Here is a 20784-nt window from a genome sequence, read left to right as displayed (position 1 = left end):
GGTTGACTTCCTCCAGGGTGTAGGTCGCCCGAACAATCGGCCCTACCTCCGCCGCAGCGGCTGGGCCAGCCCCGCGCGGCCCCTCAGGAAGCCACCACCTGGTCCCCCAGCTCGAGGCCGAATCCTTGGGGGACAACAAGATCGTTCCGGCTCAGCTCGTGCACGCTCCGCTTGCCCAGCGCCAGCAGCGTGGAGTCGATGCCGTTGCGGAGGACGTCGAGCACGTTCTCCACGCCGGCCTGCCCACCGGCGGCCAGCCCCCACAGGTAGGCGCGGCCGATCAGCACCGCGCGGGCGCCGAGCGCGAGGGCCTTCACCACGTCGCTGCCGCGTCGGATCCCGCCGTCGAGCAGGACCTCCACCTGATCGCCGACGGCATCGGCGATCGCGGGCAGCGCGCGGATGGTGGCGGGAGTGCCGTCCAGGTTGTTGCCGCCGTGGTTGGACACCGAGATCGCGCTGACCCCGGCGTCCACCGCCCGGCGGGCCTCGTCGACCCGGATCACGCCCTTGAGCAGGAACGGCCCGTCCCACTGCGTACGCAGCCACCGCACGTCCTCCCACGAGGGAGGTGGGGTCTGCATCCACTGCCCGTACGCGCCGAAGAACGTCGGCGCGGGCTCGCCCGGCTGCGCCATGTTCGGCACGCTCAGGTCCGGCAGCTTCCGCGTCTTGACGTAATCCAGCAGCCATCGCGGGTGCGTCGCGCCCTCCGGGGCGAACCGCAGCAGCTCGCGGAAATTGAGTCGTTCGGGGATATGCGGGCTACCCCAGTCCCGGCTGTGGGAAAACGACCAGTCGAGGGTGAGGATGATCCCGACGGCACCGGCCGCGCGGGCACGTTCCAGGCGGCGCAGGATGTCCTCGCGGCTGCCGGTCCAGTAGACCTGGAAGTAGGTATTCGGATTCGCTGCGACGACCTCCTCGATCGGCTTGCTGCCAAAGGAGGACAGGCCCATCGAGGTACCCCGCGCAGCCGCCGCGCGCGCCACCGCCACCTCGCCGTCGGGGTGCACGGCCTGGACTCCGGTCGGCGAGATCAGCACCGGAAGCGCGACATCGCGGCCGAGCACGTGCGTGCCCAGCACACGCTCGGCCGAGTGCCCCGCGGTGCGCGGGGCGTAGCGCAGCTCGTCGAACGCGGCCAGATTGTCGTTGAGCGTCAAGCCTTTCTCCGAACCGGCGATCAACGCGGAGTACACCGAGCGGGGAAGACGTTTCTTCGCGCGGCGCTGCGCCTCCGCGACGGACTCGAACCAGGTGTTGCTCATCGTTTTCCCTTCGGATCGAACCGCAGCGGACGCCGGACGAGCGCCGGGCGCAGCGGCGTCGCAGTGCGGTGGGTCAGGCAGCCGGACCAGGCGCCGGCGCCGTAGGCGAGGTCGTCCGCGACCGCGGCGGCGGTGTAGCGGACCGGATCGAGCGCGGGCCGGGTCTTGACCCACGCGGTCAGCGGCGGGCCGAACAGCAGCGAGGCGAGCGCCGCGCGACGGCCCCACTTCCGCCGTCCGCCCGGGATCATCAGCGCGGCCAGCAACGGCGCGGCGTACTGCGTGCCGTACCGGCCGCAGCCGAGCCAGGTCTGTCCGACGGCGGTGGCCATCGTGCGCGCCACGTCCCGGGTGGGGACGTCGTGCGCCTTCAGCAGCCGGGCCATGCTGCCCGCCGCCCCGCCGAACGCCAACGCGGCGAGCAGCGGACGACGGGCGAGCAAGGCCGCGACAGTGAGCGTGGGCCACGGGTGCAATCCCAGTGGCGCCAACGATTTCGGATGCCGCACCGACAACGGCGCGGCCGACGTGCCGTAACGGGCGCGGCGGCCGAGCAGCGCCCGCCAGGTGTCCGGTTCGTGGTGGTCGACGTGGACGTCCGGCGCGTACCGGATCCGGTGTCCCGCAGCGTGAAGGCGCCAGACGAGGTCCACGTCCTCCCCCACTCGCAACCGCTCGTCGAAGGCCCCGACGGACCGCACCGCGCAGACGCGGGCGACGAGCGCAGCGGTCGGCACGTAGGAGGTGCGGCCACCGGGCAGCACGCGGGCGGGACGGTCGCCGAGGTCGAGGCTGCTTGCCGCCCGGGTGTAGCGGCCCGCCCAGGTGTCCTCGGCGAGCGCACGCACGCGTGGCGCGACGGCGGCGATCATCGGGTCGGCGAAGTGGGCGGCAAGCCGTCCGGCCCAGTCTTCGGTGGGCACGCAATCGCTGTCCAGGAAAGCGACCAGCTCGGTGTCGACGTGTTCCAGCGCGGAGTTTCGGGCAGCGCCGGGACCACCGTTGACGTCACGCCGCACCAGTTTCGCACCGTACTTCGCCGCGACGGCCGCCACTTCCGCGGCGTCGGCGGAGGCGTCGTCGACGACGAGCACCGGATGCCGTCCGTCGAGCGCGGCGAGGCAACGTTCCAGAAGCACGGCCCGGTCGTGCACGGGAATCACCACGGTGACGTCCGGTTCCCCCGGCTCCGGCGGGACCGGGTGCGCGAGCCCGGCGTCGGTGAGCTGACGGGCGAGCACCCCCGCGGCAGCCGAGGTCACCGGGCCGTCGGCGAGTTCCTGCCAGGCCCGCTGACCGGCTTCGGTCAGCCACAGAACGCGGGCCGGGGCTCCGCCGTACCAGAGCGTCTCGGTCAGCTGCCGCGTGTCACGGTCCAGCTGGATGCGAAAGCCTTGGGGCAGTGGGGGTTTCATAGCGCTAGCCCTCCATCGACCGGCACCACGGCGCCGGTCATCGCGCTGCTGCCCGGCCCCGCCAGGAACTCCAGCACCGCGGCGACCTCGTCCGGATCGAGCACCCGGCCCATCGGCTGTTGCGCAGCGAAAGCGGCCGCGTCCGGCAAGTCGTACAGCCGGGCGCTCTCCGCGAGAATCGGGGTATCGGTCGAACCGGGGCTCACCGCGTTCGCAGTCACCCCGGAATCGCCCAGCTCCACCCCAAGTGCGTGGATCAGCCCGGCGACGGCCGCTTTCGCCGCACAGTACGCAGCCAACATCGGCAATCCGCGGGTGGCCGCCGCGGAAGCAATCGCGAGGAACCGTCCCGATCTCGGACGTGGGCGCCGCAGCAGGGCGGGCACCGCGACGCGGGCGAGGTTCAGCACGCCGTGGAGATTCACCTCCAGCACCGCCCGTTCCTGATCCGGCGGCACCTCCCACAACGGCACCCCACCGGCGATCACGCCGGCCGCGGCGATCGCCACATCCATTCCGCCCCAGCGGTTTTCCACCTCCGCGACCGCGGCCGCGATCGCCGTCGGATCCCGGACGTCGGCGACGAACTCCCCGATCTCCGGCGAATGCTCCCGCGCAGCACGCACCACGGCCGCCAGCTCGTCCGCGCCACCCATCGGATACGGCAGCACCGGATCATCCGAGGCACGATCCACCGCGAGCACGGCGTACCCCTGCCGGGCCAGCCGCAGCACGGTCGCGGCCCCGATCCCCCGCGCCGCACCGGTGACGAGCGCGACCCGCGCGGTCACCGCGGACACCAACCGTCCACTTGGGACACCAAGGCCACGGTGAGCACGGTCAGCAGCTCCTCGCCCTCCGCCGCGTTCGCCCCGGTCGGATCGCCGAGCACGCCGTTGTGGCTCACCGCACGCACTCCTCCCTCGCGCAGCAACGGCAGCACCTCACCGAGCGGCCGCCGATCCCCCGGCTCGGCACAGTCCATTTCGACCACATCGGGCCGCAACGCCAGCTGCATCGCGGTTTCCGGCCGCCCGGCATGCGGATCCCCTTGCCAGCGCGGCTGATACACCTCGACGTCCCGAGATTCCGCGCGCAGCCGGGCGACCGCCCGCGCGAGCGGCCCGGTGTTGCCCCCGTGCGCGGAAACGAACAGCAGGTGCCGGAACGTCTCGCCCGCCGAACGGCCGAGTTCCAGCAACAGCAGCTCCGTCGCCGCCTGGCCGATCGACAACGTCCCGGCGAACCCGGCGTGCTCACCGCTGGAGCCGTACGGCACCGGCGGCGCCACCAGCACGTCCGGCCGAATCGCGGCCAGCCGTTCACACAACGCGACGGCCAGATCGGTGTCCGTGCTCAGCGGCAGATGCGGGCCGTGCTGTTCGGTCGCCCCGATCGGCACGGCCAGGATCGCCCCGTCCGCCGCACGCTCCGCGACGGACGGCCACGTCGCATCCGCCAGCCGCACACCGGTCACCGCCCCGGCGGCGTGAACCCGGCGAGCGGGTTCTCGTCGCACGCCCGGTCCGGCGGGCGGCGCATCCCGATGGTCACCGGCACCGGCGCACGCTTGCGGTGCGAATGGTCCAGCGACGGCTTCGGCGCGCTGCCCGCGGCGACCCCGGCCAACGCGAGTTCCCCGTGCCCACGCACGCATTCCGGGTCCGGCCCGTCCAGCGGGAGACCGGTGAAGAACTTCGCGGCCATGCACCCGCCCCGGCAGGCGTCGTAGGCCGAGCACGAAGTGCAGGCGCCACCGCCCTGCGGGTTGCGCAGCTCGGCGAACAGCTCGGATTCCCGCCACACGCCGGTGAATCCGCCCTCAGTCCGGACATTCCCGGCGAGGAAGGTGTCGTGAATGGCGAACGGGCAGGCGTAGACGTCGCCGACCGGATCGACCAGGCACACCACCCGCCCGGCCCCGCACAAATTCAGGCCCGGCAGCCCGCCGTCGCCGTAACCGGCGAGGTGGAAGAACGAATCGCCGGTGAGCACGTTGTCCCCGTTGGCCACCAGCCAGTCGTAGAGCTCCCGCTGCTGCGCGGCCGTCGGGTGCAACTCGTCCCACACGTCCGCGCCGCGGCCGGACGGGCGCAGCCGGGTGATCCGCAACTGCGCGCGGTAGCGGTCGGCGATCGCCTTGAACGCGTCGAGCTGGCTCACGTTCTGCCGCGTGACCACCACGGAGATCTTGAAATTCTCGAAGCCCGCGGCGGAAAGCCGTTCCATCGCACGGATCGCGGTGGCGTACGAACCCGGGCCGCGGACGTGGTCGTTGACCTCCGCGGTCGCCCCGTCCAGCGAGATCTGGACGTCGACGTAATCACTGGCGGCCAGCCGCCGCGCGACCTCGTCGGTGATCTTGATCCCGTTGGTGGAGAACTTGACGCCGACGTGGTGCTCGGTGGCGTAGTCGACCAGCTCCCAGAAATCGGCCCGCACGGTGGGCTCGCCGCCGCCGATGTTCACGTAGAACACCTGCATGCGCTCGAACTCGTCGATCAGCGCCTTGCACTCGGCGGTGCTCAGCTCCCGCGGATCCCGCCGGCCCGAGGAGGACAGGCAGTGCACACAGGACAGATTGCAGGCGTAGGTCAGTTCCCAGGTCAGGCAGATGGGGGCGTCGAGCCCGTACTGGAATTCGTCCACAAGCGACATCAGGCACTCCTCGGCCGGATCATCCGCGACGCGGCCAGCGCGGCCAGCGCGCTGCGGTAGCGCGGCAGTTCCGGTGCGGTGATCCCGGCGCCGGCGCAGGCTGCCCGCGCGCTCGGGTGCTCGGCCAGCGACCGCACCACGGTCAGCAGGCCGGGGCTCTTCAGGAAGGACAGCCGGCGGGTGCCGAAGTGGTACAGCAGCGCGCCGAACCGCTCCGGCCGCACGGCCACCCGTTCGTCCAGGCACCAGGCGGCGTCCAGATCGAACGGGCGGACGGCCGCCGCGGCATCAGTAGACACCGCACATCCCGTCGATCGAGACCTCCTCGACCAGCAGGTCCTCGGCCACCACGGCATCCTCGCGGGACACCGCGACCTGCTCGGTACGCTCGGACGACTCGGCGATCTGCTCGCTCATCTCGACTCCTCGGGCACGTAGCGGATTTCGGCACAGCGTGTCGAATACAGGGAGAGTAACGTCACGTCGTGCCAGAAAACAAGGCCCAGGGACGGAACGACACCCGCATGACCGAACGCACCCCCGCCACGGGCCGCCGCGGCCGGCCGCCCGGCACGAGCGCCCGCGCGCTGGAAGTCATCGCCCTGCAGCTGTTCCACGAGCGCGGTTTCCACGCCACCACGGTGGACGACATCGCCTCCGCCGCCGGCGTCAGCCGCCGCACCTTTTTCCGTTACTACGAAACCAAATCCGACGTCCTGTGGAACGAGTTCGACGCCGAGGTCGCCGCACTGGAGAAGCTGCTCGCGGACACCTCCGACAAGCTGCCCCTGCTCGACGCCGTACGCGAGGCCGTGCTGGCGGCGAACCACTACCGCGCCGAGGACGTCCCCGAGCTGCGCATGCGGATGAACCTGATCAGCACGGTCGCCGAACTCGGCGCCAGCGCCGCCGTGCACTACGACGCGTGGGAACGGGCGGTGAGCACCTACGTCGCCCGGCGCACCGGCCGGCCCGCGGACTCCCTGTACGCGCTCGCGGTGGGCCGTTCGGTACTCGCGGTCTGCCGCGCCGCCTACGAACGCTGGTCCGCCCGCGCCGACGCCGACCTCACCGTCTACCTCGACGCCGCACTCCGCACACTGGCCACCGGCTTCCAGGACACCAGCGCCGAGCCACCGACGTGAGCCCCCACCCACGCAACGGCTGTGAAGGGGCCCTTCACGGACTCTGAGTCCGTGAAGGGCCCCTTCACAGACCTGCCGACCGCGAAAATGACCGGCTCGCGCGGCGCTACCGCGGCTCTCCCCACTTCAGCAGCAGACGCCGCAGGTCATCGTTGAGACCGCTGCGGACCGGCGCCGGCAGGGCGGCGAGCAGCCGGGTCTCGGCTTGGGTCTTGGTGCTGAAGACCTCTTTCCCGCGCGACTGCCCTTCCTCGGTGAGGCTGACCAGGATCTGCCGCCGGTCGTCCGGGTTGACGTCCCTGCGGACCAGGCCCTTGGCTTCGAGACCGGCGACCCGCTTCGTGACCCCGCCCGAGGTGAGGTGCATGCACGTGAGCAGCTCCCCGGCGGAGAGCCGGTGCGGCGGCCCAGACCGCATCAGCGCACCCAGCAGCTCCAGCTCCCACAGCTCGATGCCGAACGCGGCCAGCTCGCGGCGCAGCTCGTTCTCCAGGTGGCGCGCGACCCGCAGCAGGCGCATGCTCAGCGCCTTGCTGATCCGTTCGTCCTCGGTCAGCTCGGTGATTTGTGCCATGACTCCGTCGACATGATCACGCGGGGGCGGCATGACCGGCTACTCTAGCACCGGTCATTATCTTACTGGTCTCGAATCTACGGGTGGTTCCGTGAGCGTGCCTGTCCCCGCCGAGCCGGATCCGCGGCGCTGGCGTGCCCTGTGGGTCTGCCTGATCGCGGGCTTCATGACCCTGCTCGACGTGAGCATCGTCAACGTCGCGCTGCCCTCGATGGAGCACGGCATCGGGGCCACCCCGGCGGACGTGTCCTGGGTGGTCTCCGGCTACGCGCTGACCTTCGGGCTGGCGCTGGTGCCGGCCGGGCGGCTCGGGGACGACTACGGCCGCCGCCGGATGTTCTTGTTCGGGCTGGCCCTGTTCGTGGTGACCAGCGTGCTGTGCGGGGTGGCGCCGAACGCGACCTGGCTGGTCGTCGCGCGGCTGTGCCAGGGCATCGCGGGCGGGCTGCTCAACCCGCAGATCATCGGCATGATGCAGCAGCTGTTCTCCGGCCGGGAGCGAGGCAAGGCGTTCGGCGCGTTCGGGGCGACGGTCGGGCTGTCCACCGCGGTCGGGCCGGTGCTCGGCGGCCTGCTGATCCAGGCCTTCGGCATCGGCGAAGGCTGGCGCTGGGTGTTCTACGTGAACCTGCCGATCGGCGTGCTGGCCATCCTGTTCGGCCTGCGGCTGCTGCCCAAGGACGGGCGCACCGGCCGCAAGCGCGTCCCAGACCTGGTGGGCACGCTGTTGCTCGGCGGGGCCGTGGTGCTGGTGATGCTGCCGCTGATCGAGCAGGAGCAGCAGAACGGCAGTCCGCGCTGGTGGCTGATGGGCATCGCGGCCGGGCTGCTGGTCCTGTTCGTGCTGTGGGAACGGCTGCTCGGCAACCGCGGGAAGCACCCGCTGGTCAACCTGAAGCTGCTGACCGTGCGCAGTTACTCCATGGGCTCGGTGCTGGGGATGGTCTACTTCGCCGGGTTCACCGGGATCTTCCTGGTGCTGACGCTGTTCTTCCAGCAGGGCCAGGGCTATTCGGCCCTGCAGGCGGGTGCGGCCATGCTGGCCTTCGCGATCGGCTCGGCGATCTCGCCGGTGCTGGGCGGCAGGCTGGTGCACCGGCTGGGCCGGCCGATGATCGTGGCCGGCGTCCTGCTCGCGGCACTCGGGCTGGCCGGCACCGCCTGGCTCGTGCGTGACTACACCGGCAGCGGCGCCGCTCTCGTGCTCGCCGCGCCGCTGTTCGTCGCCGGTTTCGGCAGCGGGCTGGTGATCGCCCCGAACTCGACGCTCGCACTGGAGGACATCTCCCCCGCCGAAGGCGGCACCGCGGCCGGCGTACTGCAGACCGGACAGCGAATCGGCTCGGCCGTCGGCACGGCGCTGGGCGGCGCACTGTTCTTCGGCGAGCTGAGCCGTTCCCACGGCGACTACCACTCCGCCGCGGCGCTCGGCCTGCTCGGCTCGACCGGACTGGTCACCCTCGCCCTGCTCGTCGGCATCGTCGACGTGGTGCTTTCCCGCGTCCGCAAGGCCCGTACCACCGTGGCCGAGCCACCTCCACGCCCCGCGCTGACCGGCAGCGTACGGGGACTCGCCCCGCAAGAAACCGCCGCGATCGCCCTTACCTCACTGGAAACCCACCAGGTGCACCGCACGAACACCGGCCCGGACGGCGACTTCGCGCTGACCGCTCCCGCGGGCACGTACGTGCTGCTGGCCAAAGTGGACGGTCGGGACCCAGTGGCCCGGCACGTCGTCCTCGGCACCGAGCCGAGCCGGGAAGACCTCCAACTCCCCGCATCGGCCCGCCTGGCGGGCACCGTGCACGCCGGCCCCGGCCCGTTCCACGGAGCCCAGGTCACCGTCCTCGACGCCGAGGGCCGGGTACAGGGCACGACCGTCACCGACGCCTCCGGCCGCTACACCGTCGACGGGCTCGTCCCCGGCGAGTACCAGGTCGTCGTGACGAGTTACGCCCCCGCCGCGACCCCGGTGGACCTCACCGCCGACGGCCCGGCACAGGTCGATCCCCTGCTGCGCTTGGGGTCCACAGTGGACTGATCAGCGCGCGATCCGGCGATCTTCCGCGCCCGCCTGCACCGGAACCGCCTTCGCCGCGGTACCGGCGCAGGTGCTCACCGAGCCTGTCTGCCCTCTTTCATGAATTCCTTGGCGAGCGCGAGCGCTTTCAACTGCGCCGCGTTGCACCGCTCCGCGACCGCGTTCCCGAGCGCGGACTCGGCGGACGCCCGGCCACGCAGCGCCACGGAGCCGGGGTCCGCCAGCCACGGGAACCGGGCGTGGTCCCGCTCCATCGCCCCGGCCAGCCTGCGCGCGACGGCCTCGATCTCCTCGTCCCGCGCATCCGCCGTCAGCTCCTCCAAATCGGCGTCTTCGCCGGCGTGCTCGGTCATCAGCGTCCGAAGATCCTCGAGCGCCGTCTCCTGCAGAACCCCCGAGAACACGGTCAGCATGACGCGATCCTCCGGCGAAAGCCGCTCCGCGAGCGACCCGAACCGCGCCGGAATGTCCAGCGGCGCCTGGTTCGACCGCGTAGCCGCCAGCTCCGTGCGGATCCGCTGCAGGCGTTCGATCGTCTCCGCCAGCTCCGCATCGAGCCGGTCGAACGCGTCGTCCGGGCTCTCCTGACCGCCCATCGCCCGGATCTCCGACAGCGACAGCCCGAATTCGGTCAGCCGCTTGACCTGAAGCAGCCGGGCCAGATGGGCCGTGCGGTACTGCTTGTACCCGTTGGCCGTGCGCTCGGGCAGCTCGAGCACCCCCATGTCGTGGTAGTGCCGCACGGTCTTGACCGTGGTACCGGCGAGTTCGGCGAGCTGTCGCGTACTCCACGTCATGATGCTGACCCTTCCCGCTCCGACGATACCGGTCAGTCTAGGAACGTTCAGGGGCTGCCATGCGTGCCGTCCTGGGAGCGTCGCGTCCGGGTCAGGGATTCACGTCTGCCGCCGTTACTCGCAGAATCCCTTGCATCTCAACGGCTGCCAGGGACACGAAATTCAAGGTTCCCCTGGTGGTGGGCCGGGCGGGGCTCGAACCCGCGGCCAAGGGATTATGAGTCCCCTGCTCTAACCGACTGAGCTACCGGCCCGCGACCGGGGCGCGTTTGCAGATGCACATCTGCCCCAGTTCGATCCAACTTATCACAGCGCTCCGCCCGGCCCGATGCGCGGCCGGTACCCGCGATCACCGAGCCGAGCCACCCTCCCGTCCCCAGACCGATCAACCTCGACGACCCCGTCCGGTCCACTCCCCCAGCTTCGCGCGGGCCACCCCGGCGGCCCCCTGGAGCATCGGGTGATCGATGAGTTTCCGGTAGGTGCGCACGATCTGCTCGTACCGTCCCCGGCCGGCCTTGGCGCCCAGCACGTACCCCACGCCCACCCCCAACAGGAACTTCTTCACGGCGGCCACACCTCTCCTCTGTCGAGCTTCGGACTCTCCATTGTCCAGCAAACCGCCGCCACGTGCGGGATGCCGGTTGACCCACCCCCGTGCGCGGACGCTTCGAGGCATGCGTTACAGTTCTTTCCATCAGCCGGAGAGATCCGGCGCTGGAGCGACATTCCCCCGTAGCTCAATTGGCAGAGCATTCGGCTGTTAACCGGAGGGTTCTTGGTTCGAGTCCAAGCGGGGGAGCTCAAGCCCAGGCCAGTGGCCTGGGCTTTGTTGCGTTCCGGGGTGAAACCCGGCCCGCTACGACGGTTTTCCCTTCCCCGCCAAGCGGATCCGCAAACGGCGCTCACCCCGGGACGCGCGCGACGAAGAAGATCCGCCGGAACGCGAACCAGGTCGTGCCGTCCGGGCGAGTGGGGTAGGCCTCGTCGAGAAGCGGCGCCAGGTCCGCGCGGAAAGCAGCCCAGCGTTCGTCCGAAAGCGCCGCGCGGACCGGGCGCAGGGCGGTCCCGGTGATCCACTCCAGCACGGCGCGCGGGCCGGTGAGCGGTTGCGTGTAGGTGGTTTCCCAAGCGTCCACGGCACATCCGGCGTCGGCGAGCAGGTCGGCGTAGGCGTGCGGGGAGGCGACGGCGTCCTCCTCCCGCAGCAGGGCCGCGCCGAGTTCGGCCGACCACGCCGGGCCGGCCGCGAGGTCCCGCACGATCCGGTGCGAAGGTGCGCCGAAGTTGCCGGGCAGCTGCACGGCCAGGTAAGCACCGGGCGGCAGCTGCCCGGCCCAGCGGCGCAGCAGCTCGTCATGACCCGGCACCCATTGCAGGACGGCGTTCGACACCACCACGTCGGTGTCCGGTTCCGGCACCCAGGTCCGCACGTCGGCGACCTCGGCGGCGACCCCGCGCGCACGGGCCGCGGCGACCATCTCCGGCGAGCTGTCGAACGCTTCGATCACCGCGTCCGGCCAGCGCCGGGCCAGGTCCGTGGTCAGGTTCCCCGGCCCACAGCCCAGATCGGCCACACGCCGCGGCGAGCGGGCCGGGATCCGGCCGGTCAGATCGAAGAACGGGCGCGCCCGCAGATCCGCGTAGCCGAGGTATTTCGCCGGATCCCACATCGCCGCCTCCTGGCGAGGTCACAAACAGTACGAACGTACTGAGTACGAGCGTACTGCTACTTCGGCGGGTTGGCCAGCTTCTCCGCGGCCTCCGCCGCGACCGCCTCGGCCAGCGCCGGATCGGTGCCCGGGTCGGGACGCACCTGCAGCACGGTGCCATCGCGGCCGGGCACCTTGCGCTGCACGAACCAGGCGCCACCGTCCGGGAATTCCTGGCGGTGCCGGGCGCGGATCGACCCGTCCACGCGCAGCCGCACCTGCTGCGGGACCCTGCCCGGCACCGGCAGCCGGAACCGCACCGGCTCGCGGTCGGCGAGCATCACCACCGCACCGCTGTGGCCGGTCTCCTGCGATTCGATCAGCGTGAAACCCTGCTCGCCCCAGCTCGCCTTGGCCACCAGGTGCCAGCCGACCCGCCGCGCACCGCCGCCTTCGGGCAGCCACAGGCCCAGCGTCGTCACCACGAGGTGCCCGCCGCTCTCGACCGCGGCCGTGGCGATCACCTCCTCGCCCTCGGCCAGCTCCCCCGGGAAACCCTCGGGCAGCCCGCGGCCGAAGAAGCGGCTCAGCAGTCCCACGTCAGTCCCATCCGCTCGAAGCCTGTTCGCGCAACGACTTCCGGTACTGCTCCAGCGCCACCAGATCGCCGAACAGCGCCCGGTAGTCGTCCGGCGCCTCCACCGGGGAGAGCCGCTGCAGCTTCGACTTGATCTCCCCGATCTGCCTGCCCACCAAGCTCTCCTGCACCCCGGCGAGCACCCCGGAGATGTAGCGCGAGTCCACTTCCCCCAAGGCGTGCAACGGTTCCACCGCCAGCTCGCTGAGCACCCGGCGGACCGTCCCTTCGCGACAGTGCTGCGCCGCGGCGTCCAGCAGCGCCGGGCCGGTCAGCCCGGACGCCGCCCCACCCGCCTTCAGCACGGCCAGGTGCACCGCGACGTACACCGGATGCGTGAACGCCTCTTCGGGCAGCGAGTCGTACTCCGGACCGGCGATCGCCGGCTGCTGCAGCGCGGCCTTGAGGGCCTCGCGCTCGGCGTGGAACCGCGGGTCCTTCGGCGCAGGCCGCGGCAGATCCTGCTCCTGCGGCGCGGGTGCCGGGGCCTCCTGCCGGGCGGCCGGGCGCCGCGCAGGCTCGGCCGGACCGCGCCGGGCCGCCGCGCCTGCCGCGCCCCGCACCCGGTTGACCACCTGCGCCACGTCCTGCCAGCCGACCCACCAGGCCAGCTTCGAGGCGTACCCGTCGCGGCTGGCCCGGTCCTTGATCGCGGCGACCATCGGCACCGTCTTCTGCAGGGCCGAGACCTGGCCGTCCACCGCGTCCAGGTCGAACTGCTTGAGCATGCTCTTGATCACGAACTCGAACAGCGGCGTACGGCGGGCCACCAGATCGCGCACCGCGCCGTCGCCCTTCGCGATGCGCAGCTCGCACGGATCCATCCCGTCCGGCGCGACCGCGATGTAGGTCTGCCCGGCGAAGGTCTGGTCACCCTCGAACGCCTTGAGCGCGGCCTTCTGGCCCGCCTCGTCACCGTCGAAGGTGAAAATCACCTCGCCGCGGAAGGCGTCGTCGTCCATCATCAGCCGGCGCAGCACCTTCATGTGGTCCTCGCCGAAGGCGGTGCCGGAGGAGGCGACCGCGGTGGGCACGCCCGCCGCGTGCATCGCCATCACGTCGGTGTAGCCCTCGACCACCACGACCTGGTGCCGTTTCGCGATCTCCCGCTTGGCCTGGTCCAGGCCGAACATCACCTGGGACTTGCGGTAGATCTGGGTCTCGGCGGTGTTGAGGTACTTCGCGGAGATCCGGTCGTCGTCGAACAGCCGCCGCGCGCCGAAGCCGACCACGTCGTTGCCGACGTCGCGGATCGGCCACACCAGCCGCCGGTGGAACCGGTCCATCGGCCCGCGCTGGCCCTCCTTCGACAACCCGGCCGCGAGCAGCTCCTTGACCTCGAACCCGCGGTTGAGCAGGTGCTTGGTGAGCTTGTCCCAGCCGCCGGGGGCGAACCCGCAGCCGAACTGCCGGGCCGCCGCGGCGTCGAACCCGCGCTCGGAGAGGAAGTCACGGGCCGCCCGTGCGTCGTCGGTGACCAGCTGTTCGATGTAGAACTCGCTCGCCGCGCGGTGCGCCTCGATCAGCCGGGACCGGGTGCCGCGGTCGCGCTGCACGCTGGCGCCGCCGCCCTCGTAGGTCAGCCGGACGCCGACCCGGTCGGCGAGCCGCTCCACCGCCTCCACGAACGACACGAGGTCGATCTTCTGGATGAATTTGATGACGTCGCCGCCCTCGCCACAGCCGAAGCAGTGGAAGGTCCCGTGGGTGGGGCGCACATTGAACGACGGGGTCTTCTCGTTGTGGAACGGGCAGAGGCCCTTCAGGCTGCCCCCACCGGCCCGCCGCAGCGCGACGTACTCTCCCACGACCTCGTCGATCCGGTTGCGCTCACGCACCTCCGCGATGTCGCTCTCCCGAATCCGTCCTGCCACGCGTCCACCTTAGTTCTCCCCCTCCCGCGTCCGTGCGGCACACTCGGACCCATGCCCGCCACCCCCGCGCTCCAGCAGTTCGCCACCGAGTTCACCGGGCACCGGGCGCACCTGACCGGGGTGGCCTACCGGCTCACCGGCAGCCGCGCCGACGCCGAGGACGCGGTGCAGGAATCCTGGCTGCGGCTGGCCGGGCTCGACGACGAACGCCGCGCCGCGATCCGCGATCTGCGCGGCTGGCTGACCGCCGTGGTCGGCCGGATCTGCCTGGACCGGCTCCGTTCGGCCGCCACGCGGCGGGAGCGGTACGTGGGCAACTGGCTGCCGGAACCGGTGGTCACGCCGTACGGCACGCCGGTGAGCGAGGATCCGCTGGAGGCCGCGGTGCGCGACGACGGCCTGCGGATGGCGGCGCTGGTGGTGCTCGACCGGCTCACCCCGGAGCAGCGCGTGGCCTTCGTGCTGCACGACGCGTTCAGCGTGCCGTTCGCGGAGATCGCGGACGTCCTGGGCTGCACCGCTGCAGCCGCCCGCCAGCACGGCTCGCGCGGCCGGCGGGCGCTGGCACAGGCCGATCCCCCGCCGCGCGCGGAGCTGGCCGAGCAGCAGCAGGTGCTGGAGAAGTTCGTCACCGCGCTGCTGGCCGGCGATCTCGCCGCGGTCACCGAGCTGCTGCACCCGGACGTGGTCCTCATCGGCGACTCCGACGGCAAGGGCCGCACCGCACGCCAGCGCGTGGCGGGGCCGGACAAGGTCGCCCGGTTCTTCCTCGGCCTGCTGCGCAAGTACGAACCGGGCGCGCTCACCCGCGGCGGACCGGTATTGGTCAACGGCGACCTCGGCATGTGGGTGCCGCCGTCGCCCGGCCGCGAAGGTTTCCTGCCGCTGGACGAGCACGTGCAGGGCATGAGCCTGCGGGACGGGCGGATCGCCGTCATCTACGACGTGGTGAACCCGGACAAGCTGACCCGGATCACCCGGCCGTCCTGAGCCTGCCGGGCAGTGTCGCCTCACGGCAACGGCACCCGGCACGCCTCCCCCGAAGTGAAGCCCTGGTCGACGATGCCGAGCGCGCTGTTCATCCGCGCCCGCGAGTTCTCCAGCGCGATCTGGTAGGTCAGCTCCACCACTCCGGCCCGGCCGAACTCGGCCTCCAGCTCGGCGATCTGCTCGTCGGTGACGGTGACCGTCTCACCGGACATCGCGTCGGCGAGGGCGAGCGCCAGCCGTTCCGGGCGGGTGAACGCGGGCGAGGTGGCGTAGTCGTCGATCTGCTTGAGCCGGTCGATGTCCAGGCCGGCGTGCCGTTGCAGCATGGTGCCGAAGTCGACGCACCAGGAGCAGCCGATCCGGGTGGCCACGCGGTATACGGCGAGATCGCGCACGTTCACCGGCAACCGCGTCGAGGCCTTCTCCGCCATCAGCTCGTGCACCACGCTCGTCCGCAGCAGGCCGGGGTGGTGCGCGGCGACCGTGACCGGTTCCGGCACCGCGCCGTAGCGCCGCTTGGCGATCCGGTAGACGAGCTTGAGCAGCAGGCCGGCTTCGGCAGTCGGCTTGACCGAAATACGGGGCATGTCGGGTCCTCCTTTTCCAGGGGTTCACAGGGAGGACGAAGTGCGCGGCGGGGATGTGACAGGACCGGCTCAGCTCCCGGTGGTGAGCGCCCGCACGTCCCAGACCCACACACCGTCGATGTACCTGCCCGGCTTGCGCAGCAACAGGTCCACGGTGGCGCGGTAGGCGTCCGCGTGGTCGCGTGGGCTCAGCACCAGCACGGAGGCGTGCCAGTACCGCAGATCGGCGATCGCCTGGTTCCGCGCGGCCTCGGTGACGCCCTGTACCTGCCCCGAATCGCGGACCCGGTCGAACAGCAGCGAGGTGGGCCGCTGGTAGGCGCCGTAGCGACCACGGCGATCGTCCGGCCCGCTCGGGCCGACGAAATATCCCTCCGGCATGGCGAACTCAAGCCCGGCCTCGACCTGCCAGTGCAGTGGTTCGGACTCGCCCGAGCTGGCCAGTGGCACCGGCACCACCGTGCCACCCGGGGCAACGTAGCCACGCCAGGTGCCGTCCGCGAAGAACGCCGGGGTCACCGGCCGGTTGTGCACGACGAGCTGAATCGGCGCGATCGGCAGCAGCACCGCGGCCACCGCGCCCAGCCAGAGCAACCGCACTGGCAGCGGGCGGGCATCCGGGGCGGGCCGGAAGGCGAACACCCGGTCGGTGGCGATGGCCAGCAACGCGGCGACCGCGGGCACGCACGCCAAGGCCAGCCGGGTGGCCAGCAAGGTATCGAGCAACGGCAGGTCCGCCAGCAGCCGCCACGGCCCCGCGACGCCGGTGTCCTTCTGGACCACGGTGATGCCGGAGCCGAGGGAAAGCCAGGCCATCAGGAACATCGAGATCGCCAGCGAACGCGCGACGGCCTCGCGCCACAGCCAGATCGTCACCACGATCATCAGCACGATCAGCGGCCAGCCGAAGAACGCGTTCTCCTCGGTGCGGTTCATCGACACGGCGGCGGCCGCCTCGGGCTGCCCGGCGACCGACTGGGTGGCGAACCGGGTGAACGCGGCCGTGTCGTTGCCGACCTCCCCGTGCGCCAACCCGGCGTAGCTCTGCGGGCCGAAGAACTGCCACCACAACGGGAACCCGGCGAGCACCAGCGTGACCAGCAGCGCGATCCCGCCGCCCACCGCGAGCGGCCGCAGCATCGCCCGGACCTCCCGCCGCCGGGACACGCAGTAGGCGATCGCGAAGACGGCGAAGCCCAGCACGAAGATCAGCAGTAGTTCCTCGCCGAGGAAGATCTGGTAGGCGGTCAGCACGCCGAGCCAGCTCCCGTTGCGCACCGGGCGGTGGCCGCGGGCCAGGTGGATCACCTTGAGCGCCAGGAAGGGCAGCACGAACCAGGCGACGAAGTTCGGGTGCGCGTTGGCGTGGGAGATCATCGACGGCGCGAACCCGGCGACCGCCCCGCCGATCGCGGCGGCGGCGCGAGACCGGACGAGGTGCCGGGAGAACACCCAGTACCAGGCGGCCGCGCTGCCGGCCAGGCTGCCGGTCAGCACGACGGCCCAGGTGAACGTAGGCCCGAACAGCAGCGTGAGGGGGGTGAGCGGGATCGAGACGCCGAGCATGGCCGTGTTGGCCATCATGTTCACGCCGAGCGGGAAGTTCTGCAGCTCGGTGGTGAGCGGATTCTCCAGGTGCGCCACGGAATGCGCGGTGACCGAGAAGAACCACTCCCACAGGTTCTGGTCCGAGGCGCTGTTCCACAGATAGCCCTGGCCGAGGTTCACCCACAGCCCGCCGAACAACACGATCGAGAACAGCAGATAGCCGCCGACGATGCCGGCGTCTGCCCAGGACCGGCGCATCCGCGGTGCGGCGGCGGGGATCGGCTCGGTCCGCACCGCCGGGCGGAACAGGCTCACGCCGGGCGCACCACCCGGGCGGAGAAGTACACCACGCCGGTGGCCGCGTGCCGCACGAGCAGCAGGAACGGCCGGTCCACGATGACCACCACCGGTTCGGCCACGACCAGCGACATGGTGCGCATCTGGACCGCGGTGGCCGCGGCACCCTCCAGGCCCTGCTCGTCGAGCCGCAGCACGGCCTGGTGCAGCACGCTGTCCACCCACAGCGGGCGGTCCGGGCTGAGGCCCGTCAGGTCGGCGTCCGGGGTGAACAGCGCGCACACGCCGAGCTGCTGCAACGCCGGGTCGAGATCGGTGCGCACGTCGAGGGAGATCTTCGGCAGCGAGAGCCGGACCTTCTGCCGTCTCGGGCTGTCCAGCAGGCGCTTCAGGAACCGGCCGTCGAGACCCGCTTCGGCCGTGGACAGGTCTCCGCCGGGCAGGAGGATCACGGCTTCGACACCGCCCTGTGCTGGGAGCGTCACGACCTGCCAGCCGTCCTCGTCCGCGTAGCCGATGGTCTCTACCAGGTGCATCGTCGGCACGTCGCGGGGGCCGCCCGGGGAGTGGAACGGCGCGGGTGCGGTGGCCTGCTCGGGGAACGGATGCCGCCAGCCGGCCTTGAGGTAGAGCGCGTTGACCAGGCTGGCGCGGGTGTCCGCGTGGATCGCGCCGTCCGGCAGCAGCTGCGGGATCAGGCCGTGGGTGGTCCGGTCGACATCGGCGTTGATCAGCTCACGCGCGCCGCCGGGGTCGGTGGCGAACGGCGCGGTCTCGGCCTTGCCACCGGGCCGGGCGACGAGGTCGGCGAGAAACGCGTCGTCGACGGTGATGCGGTCCGAAGCCCACAGGGTGTTCGCCACGGCGAGTTCCGCCCGATCACCGACCTCGGCAGCCGCGCGCAACAGCTCGTTCTGGCCTTCGCCGAGCAACGCCCGCAGCTCGTCCGCGGTCCGCCCGTTCGCCGCGCGTGCCACCAGGTCGAGCGCGCCCGCGATCGAGTACGGCGAGAAGCACGCGTCCCCACCATCGCCCGCAGCCGCGCGCTGCACCGAGAGCACAAGGTCGAGGTGACTGTCGAGACCCATGCCGCGACCGTACCTCCTGCCCGGCGCCGGTGACGATTCCCCTGACCTGGGACGTCGGGGCCGGATTCTGCGGCTGACCCGAATCGAGCCAGTCCACCCGGTGCGCTGCCGATCACCCGCCGGTCGGCGGAGTCCCGTGCCGCCCGGTGTGCCAGCGATGCCATTCGTAGGCCTGGGCATCGGTGAGCGAGGCGACCTGGTCGACCACCACGCGCAACCGGGCGGCATCGTCCGAAGCGCCGTGCCAGGCCGGGATGTACAGCGGATCCAGGGCTTCCGGCGCGCGGCGGCACAGGGCGGCGACCAGCTCCGTGATCAGCTCGCGCTGGCCGTCCTGCAGGGCGAGGCGGCGGCGGTCGCTCATCACGTACCGCAGGGCCAGCGCCTTCAGCAGGGCGACCTCCGCAGCCGCCTGATCGGGCACGGCCAGGCGCGCGCCGTAGCGGGTGAGCGGGCCCTCGCCGTACGCGCTGCGGGTGCCGGTGACCGCGGCGGAGGCGAACCGGCCGACCAGCTCGCTCGTCAGCCGTTTCAGCGCCACCTGCGCCGCCAGTGAGCCGTCCGGGGGCGCGTGCACCAGCTCCGCGACCACCGGCAGGTCGAGCAGCTCCTTCGCCGCACCCTCCAAAGTGGACACCGACAGGGTGGAGAAATGCCGCGCCGCGGCCTCGGCGACCGCGGCGCGTTCCTCCTGGTCGGCCAGCACACGCAGCCGGATCCGGCCGGCCAGCACGCCGTCCTCGACGTCGTGCACGGAATACGCCACGTCGTCGGACCAGTCCATGATCTGCGCCTCCAGGCAGCGGCGCAGGCCGGGGGCACCCGCCCGGAGCCAGTCGAACACCGGCCGATCGTCCGGGTAGACGCCGTATTTCGGGTTGCCCGCCTGGCGGGTCCACGGGTACTTCGTGGTGGCGTCGAGGCAGGCGCGGGTGAGGTTGAGCCCGGCCGGGGCGCCGTCGGCGGCCAGCACCTTCGGCTCCAGCCGGGTGAGGATCCGCAACGTCTGCGCGTTGCCCTCGAACCCGCCGCAGGGCTGCGCGACCAGGTCCAGCGCCTGCTCCCCGTTGTGCCCGAACGGCGGGTGCCCGATGTCGTGCGCCAGCCCGGCGGTGTCGGCCAGATCCGGATCGGTGCCCAGCTCCTCGGCGATGCCCCGGCCGATCTGCGCGACCTCCAGCGAATGCGTGAGCCGGGTCCGCGGAGCGCCGCTGACCTCGGCCCCCTCCCCCGGGCCGACCACCTGCGTCTTGCCCGCCAGCCGCCGCAGCGCCGCCGAATGCAGCACCCGCGCGCGATCCCGGGCGAACGCGCTGCGCCCGTCCGGGCGCGCACCGGCGAGCGCCGCGCCCTTGGCCGCCTCGGCCAGCACCCGGGCGCGGTCGTGCTCGCGGTAACCCTCGTCCACCCGGCCAGCTTAAGCGCGCGGACCGGCAATCTCCGCCCGGTTCAGCCCAGCATCGTGGCGAACAGGTCGTCCGCGGGAGCCTTGGCCAGCTCGTAGAACAGCAGGGCGCCGGTCTCGCGGAAGATGTAGCGGATCTGCGTGCCGCGCTCCTGCACGATCGGGCCGCTGTGCGTCGGCGAGGTCCACGCGTCGATCCCGAGGTCCCGCGCCATCGTGCGCGAGCGGAACGAATGCCACGGATCGCTCACCAGCACTGCGGAACGCCAGCCGTGCGCGGTCAGCTCGACGGAAACCGCGCGCAGGCTCTGCAACGTGTCGTTGCCTTCGCCGACCGGGAGGGTCGCCGAAGCCGGCACGCCGTGGCGGGTCAGCCACCGCGCTCCCGCCTGTGCCTCGGTGAAGTTGTCGGCGGCCTTCTTGCCTCCGGCGGTGATCACGGTCTTCGCCACGCCTCCGGCATACAGCTGCCGCGCCTTCTCCAGCCGAGCGCTGAAGATCTCCGAAGGCCTGCCGTTGTACTGCGCGGCACCCAGCACGACGATCACGTCGGCCCGCGCGCTGTCGTTGTCCCGAGCCACCTGCCACACGCGGAATCCGGTCCCCGCGATGACCGCCACCAGCACCAGAACCCCGCCGAAAACGATGCGGCGAGCCCAATTCGCCCCGGTGGGTCCAGTCCGTTCGGCCGCGCTCATGGCGGCCATCCTGGCAGAGCCGCGCCGCCGCCCCGGGAGGCGGTCCGGGACACGCAGAGGTCCGTGAGGGGACCCTTCACGGACCCGAAACCGGTCCGGTAGCCACG

Annotated in this window: 21 protein-coding genes and 2 tRNA genes; 4 read left to right on the top strand and 19 right to left on the bottom strand. The window is 71.6% G+C overall.

Annotated elements, in window-relative coordinates; all coding sequences use genetic code 11:
• Positions 1 to 83: 83 nt before the first annotated feature.
• Genes mftD through mftA form a run of 7 tightly spaced genes read right to left on the bottom strand, consistent with a single transcriptional unit; the run spans position 84 to position 5761 of the window.
• Entirely contained in the window at positions 84 to 1271 is a 1188-nt protein-coding gene (gene mftD / locus ATK36_RS27795) for a pre-mycofactocin synthase MftD (RefSeq protein ID WP_098514162.1), read from the bottom strand.
• Complete coding sequence (gene mftF / locus ATK36_RS27790; protein WP_098514161.1) at positions 1268 to 2686, bottom strand: mycofactocin biosynthesis glycosyltransferase MftF; 1419 nt, start codon at positions 2684 to 2686, stop codon at positions 1268 to 1270. The genes mftD and mftF overlap by 4 nt, the downstream gene beginning before the upstream one ends.
• Positions 2683 to 3486, bottom strand: coding sequence for a mycofactocin-coupled SDR family oxidoreductase (locus ATK36_RS27785; RefSeq protein ID WP_245915242.1), 804 nt, complete (start codon positions 3484 to 3486; stop codon positions 2683 to 2685). The genes mftF and ATK36_RS27785 overlap by 4 nt, the downstream gene beginning before the upstream one ends.
• Positions 3474 to 4154, bottom strand: coding sequence for a mycofactocin biosynthesis peptidyl-dipeptidase MftE (gene mftE, locus ATK36_RS27780; protein ID WP_098515228.1), 681 nt, complete (start codon positions 4152 to 4154; stop codon positions 3474 to 3476). The genes ATK36_RS27785 and mftE overlap by 13 nt, the downstream gene beginning before the upstream one ends.
• Positions 4155 to 4159: 5 nt before the next feature.
• Positions 4160 to 5344 (bottom strand): mycofactocin radical SAM maturase, encoded by a 1185-nt coding sequence (gene mftC, locus ATK36_RS27775; RefSeq protein WP_098514160.1) that lies wholly within the window; start codon positions 5342 to 5344, stop codon positions 4160 to 4162.
• Positions 5344 to 5643 (bottom strand): mycofactocin biosynthesis chaperone MftB, encoded by a 300-nt coding sequence (gene mftB / locus ATK36_RS27770; protein ID WP_098514159.1) that lies wholly within the window; start codon positions 5641 to 5643, stop codon positions 5344 to 5346. Before mftB ends, mftC begins: the two co-directional genes overlap by 1 nt.
• On the bottom strand, positions 5633 to 5761 hold the full coding sequence (gene mftA / locus ATK36_RS27765; protein ID WP_098514158.1) for a mycofactocin precursor MftA: 129 nt from the start codon (positions 5759 to 5761) through the stop codon (positions 5633 to 5635). The genes mftB and mftA overlap by 11 nt, the downstream gene beginning before the upstream one ends.
• Before the next feature lie 107 nt (positions 5762 to 5868).
• Here mftA and mftR point away from each other — a divergent pair, with 107 nt between their 5' ends.
• On the top strand, positions 5869 to 6489 hold the full coding sequence (gene mftR, locus ATK36_RS27760) for a mycofactocin system transcriptional regulator (RefSeq protein WP_098514157.1): 621 nt from the start codon (positions 5869 to 5871) through the stop codon (positions 6487 to 6489).
• Between the two features lie 106 nt (positions 6490 to 6595).
• Here the strand turns inward: mftR and ATK36_RS27755 are convergent, their stop codons facing one another.
• Positions 6596 to 7063: a MarR family winged helix-turn-helix transcriptional regulator gene (locus ATK36_RS27755; protein ID WP_245915240.1), complete on the bottom strand. Its 468-nt coding sequence runs from the start codon at positions 7061 to 7063 to the stop codon at positions 6596 to 6598.
• 91 nt (positions 7064 to 7154) lie between these two features.
• Between ATK36_RS27755 and ATK36_RS27750 the strand changes: the two genes are divergently transcribed.
• Positions 7155 to 9104: an MFS transporter gene (locus ATK36_RS27750; RefSeq protein ID WP_245915237.1), complete on the top strand. Its 1950-nt coding sequence runs from the start codon at positions 7155 to 7157 to the stop codon at positions 9102 to 9104.
• Between the two features lie 74 nt (positions 9105 to 9178).
• Here the strand turns inward: ATK36_RS27750 and ATK36_RS27745 are convergent, their stop codons facing one another.
• The 3 genes from ATK36_RS27745 to ATK36_RS27735 all read right to left on the bottom strand — a co-directional run bounded on the left by ATK36_RS27745 (position 9179) and on the right by ATK36_RS27735 (position 10469).
• Positions 9179 to 9901, bottom strand: a complete 723-nt coding sequence (locus tag ATK36_RS27745; protein ID WP_098514154.1) for a MerR family transcriptional regulator — start codon at positions 9899 to 9901, stop codon at positions 9179 to 9181.
• Between the two features lie 177 nt (positions 9902 to 10078).
• A tRNA-Ile gene (locus ATK36_RS27740) sits at positions 10079 to 10155 on the bottom strand.
• A 131-nt stretch (positions 10156 to 10286) separates the two neighbouring features.
• Positions 10287 to 10469, bottom strand: coding sequence for a hypothetical protein (locus ATK36_RS27735; protein ID WP_098515227.1), 183 nt, complete (start codon positions 10467 to 10469; stop codon positions 10287 to 10289).
• A gap of 161 nt (positions 10470 to 10630) precedes the next feature.
• Here ATK36_RS27735 and ATK36_RS27730 point away from each other — a divergent pair.
• Positions 10631 to 10703 (top strand) — tRNA-Asn (locus tag ATK36_RS27730).
• Between the two features lie 103 nt (positions 10704 to 10806).
• On the opposite strand, the gene ATK36_RS27725 is transcribed toward ATK36_RS27730, so the two are convergent.
• The 3 genes from ATK36_RS27725 to dnaG are packed head-to-tail and all read right to left on the bottom strand — an operon-like array spanning position 10807 to position 14064.
• Positions 10807 to 11574 (bottom strand): trans-aconitate 2-methyltransferase, encoded by a 768-nt coding sequence (locus ATK36_RS27725; protein ID WP_098514153.1) that lies wholly within the window; start codon positions 11572 to 11574, stop codon positions 10807 to 10809.
• A 56-nt stretch (positions 11575 to 11630) separates the two neighbouring features.
• Complete coding sequence (locus ATK36_RS27720) at positions 11631 to 12152, bottom strand: hypothetical protein (RefSeq protein ID WP_098514152.1); 522 nt, start codon at positions 12150 to 12152, stop codon at positions 11631 to 11633.
• Between the two features lies 1 nt (position 12153).
• Positions 12154 to 14064 carry a DNA primase gene (gene dnaG / locus ATK36_RS27715; RefSeq protein WP_098514151.1) on the bottom strand — a complete coding sequence of 637 codons (1911 nt, stop codon included), beginning with the start codon at positions 14062 to 14064 and terminating at the stop codon, positions 12154 to 12156.
• A 51-nt stretch (positions 14065 to 14115) separates the two neighbouring features.
• Between dnaG and ATK36_RS27710 the strand changes: the two genes are divergently transcribed.
• Positions 14116 to 15054: a sigma-70 family RNA polymerase sigma factor gene (locus ATK36_RS27710; protein ID WP_098514150.1), complete on the top strand. Its 939-nt coding sequence runs from the start codon at positions 14116 to 14118 to the stop codon at positions 15052 to 15054.
• 20 nt (positions 15055 to 15074) lie between these two features.
• Here ATK36_RS27710 and ATK36_RS27705 read toward each other — a convergent pair whose 3' ends face one another.
• The 5 genes from ATK36_RS27705 to ATK36_RS27685 all read right to left on the bottom strand — a co-directional run bounded on the left by ATK36_RS27705 (position 15075) and on the right by ATK36_RS27685 (position 20677).
• Positions 15075 to 15641 carry a carboxymuconolactone decarboxylase family protein gene (locus ATK36_RS27705; protein WP_098514149.1) on the bottom strand — a complete coding sequence of 189 codons (567 nt, stop codon included), beginning with the start codon at positions 15639 to 15641 and terminating at the stop codon, positions 15075 to 15077.
• Positions 15642 to 15710: 69 nt separating this feature from the next.
• The gene (locus ATK36_RS27700) at positions 15711 to 17504 is read right to left on the bottom strand and encodes a glycosyl transferase (RefSeq protein WP_386998786.1); all 1794 of its coding nucleotides are present in this window, start codon (positions 17502 to 17504) and stop codon (positions 15711 to 15713) included.
• Positions 17501 to 18574, bottom strand: coding sequence for a serpin family protein (locus ATK36_RS27695; RefSeq protein WP_098514148.1), 1074 nt, complete (start codon positions 18572 to 18574; stop codon positions 17501 to 17503). Before ATK36_RS27695 ends, ATK36_RS27700 begins: the two co-directional genes overlap by 4 nt.
• A gap of 112 nt (positions 18575 to 18686) precedes the next feature.
• A complete protein-coding gene (locus ATK36_RS27690) occupies positions 18687 to 19982 on the bottom strand; it encodes a deoxyguanosinetriphosphate triphosphohydrolase (protein WP_098514147.1) in 1296 nt (431 codons plus the stop codon).
• A gap of 41 nt (positions 19983 to 20023) precedes the next feature.
• Positions 20024 to 20677 carry a YdcF family protein gene (locus ATK36_RS27685; RefSeq protein ID WP_098514146.1) on the bottom strand — a complete coding sequence of 218 codons (654 nt, stop codon included), beginning with the start codon at positions 20675 to 20677 and terminating at the stop codon, positions 20024 to 20026.
• Between the last annotated feature and the right edge of the window lie 107 nt (positions 20678 to 20784).

Source organism: Amycolatopsis sulphurea (assembly GCF_002564045.1).
Taxonomy (GTDB): Bacteria; Actinomycetota; Actinomycetes; order Mycobacteriales; family Pseudonocardiaceae; genus Amycolatopsis; species Amycolatopsis sulphurea.
Note: the sequence above shows the minus strand (reverse complement) of the source record. Positions and strands in the feature narration are given on the sequence as shown.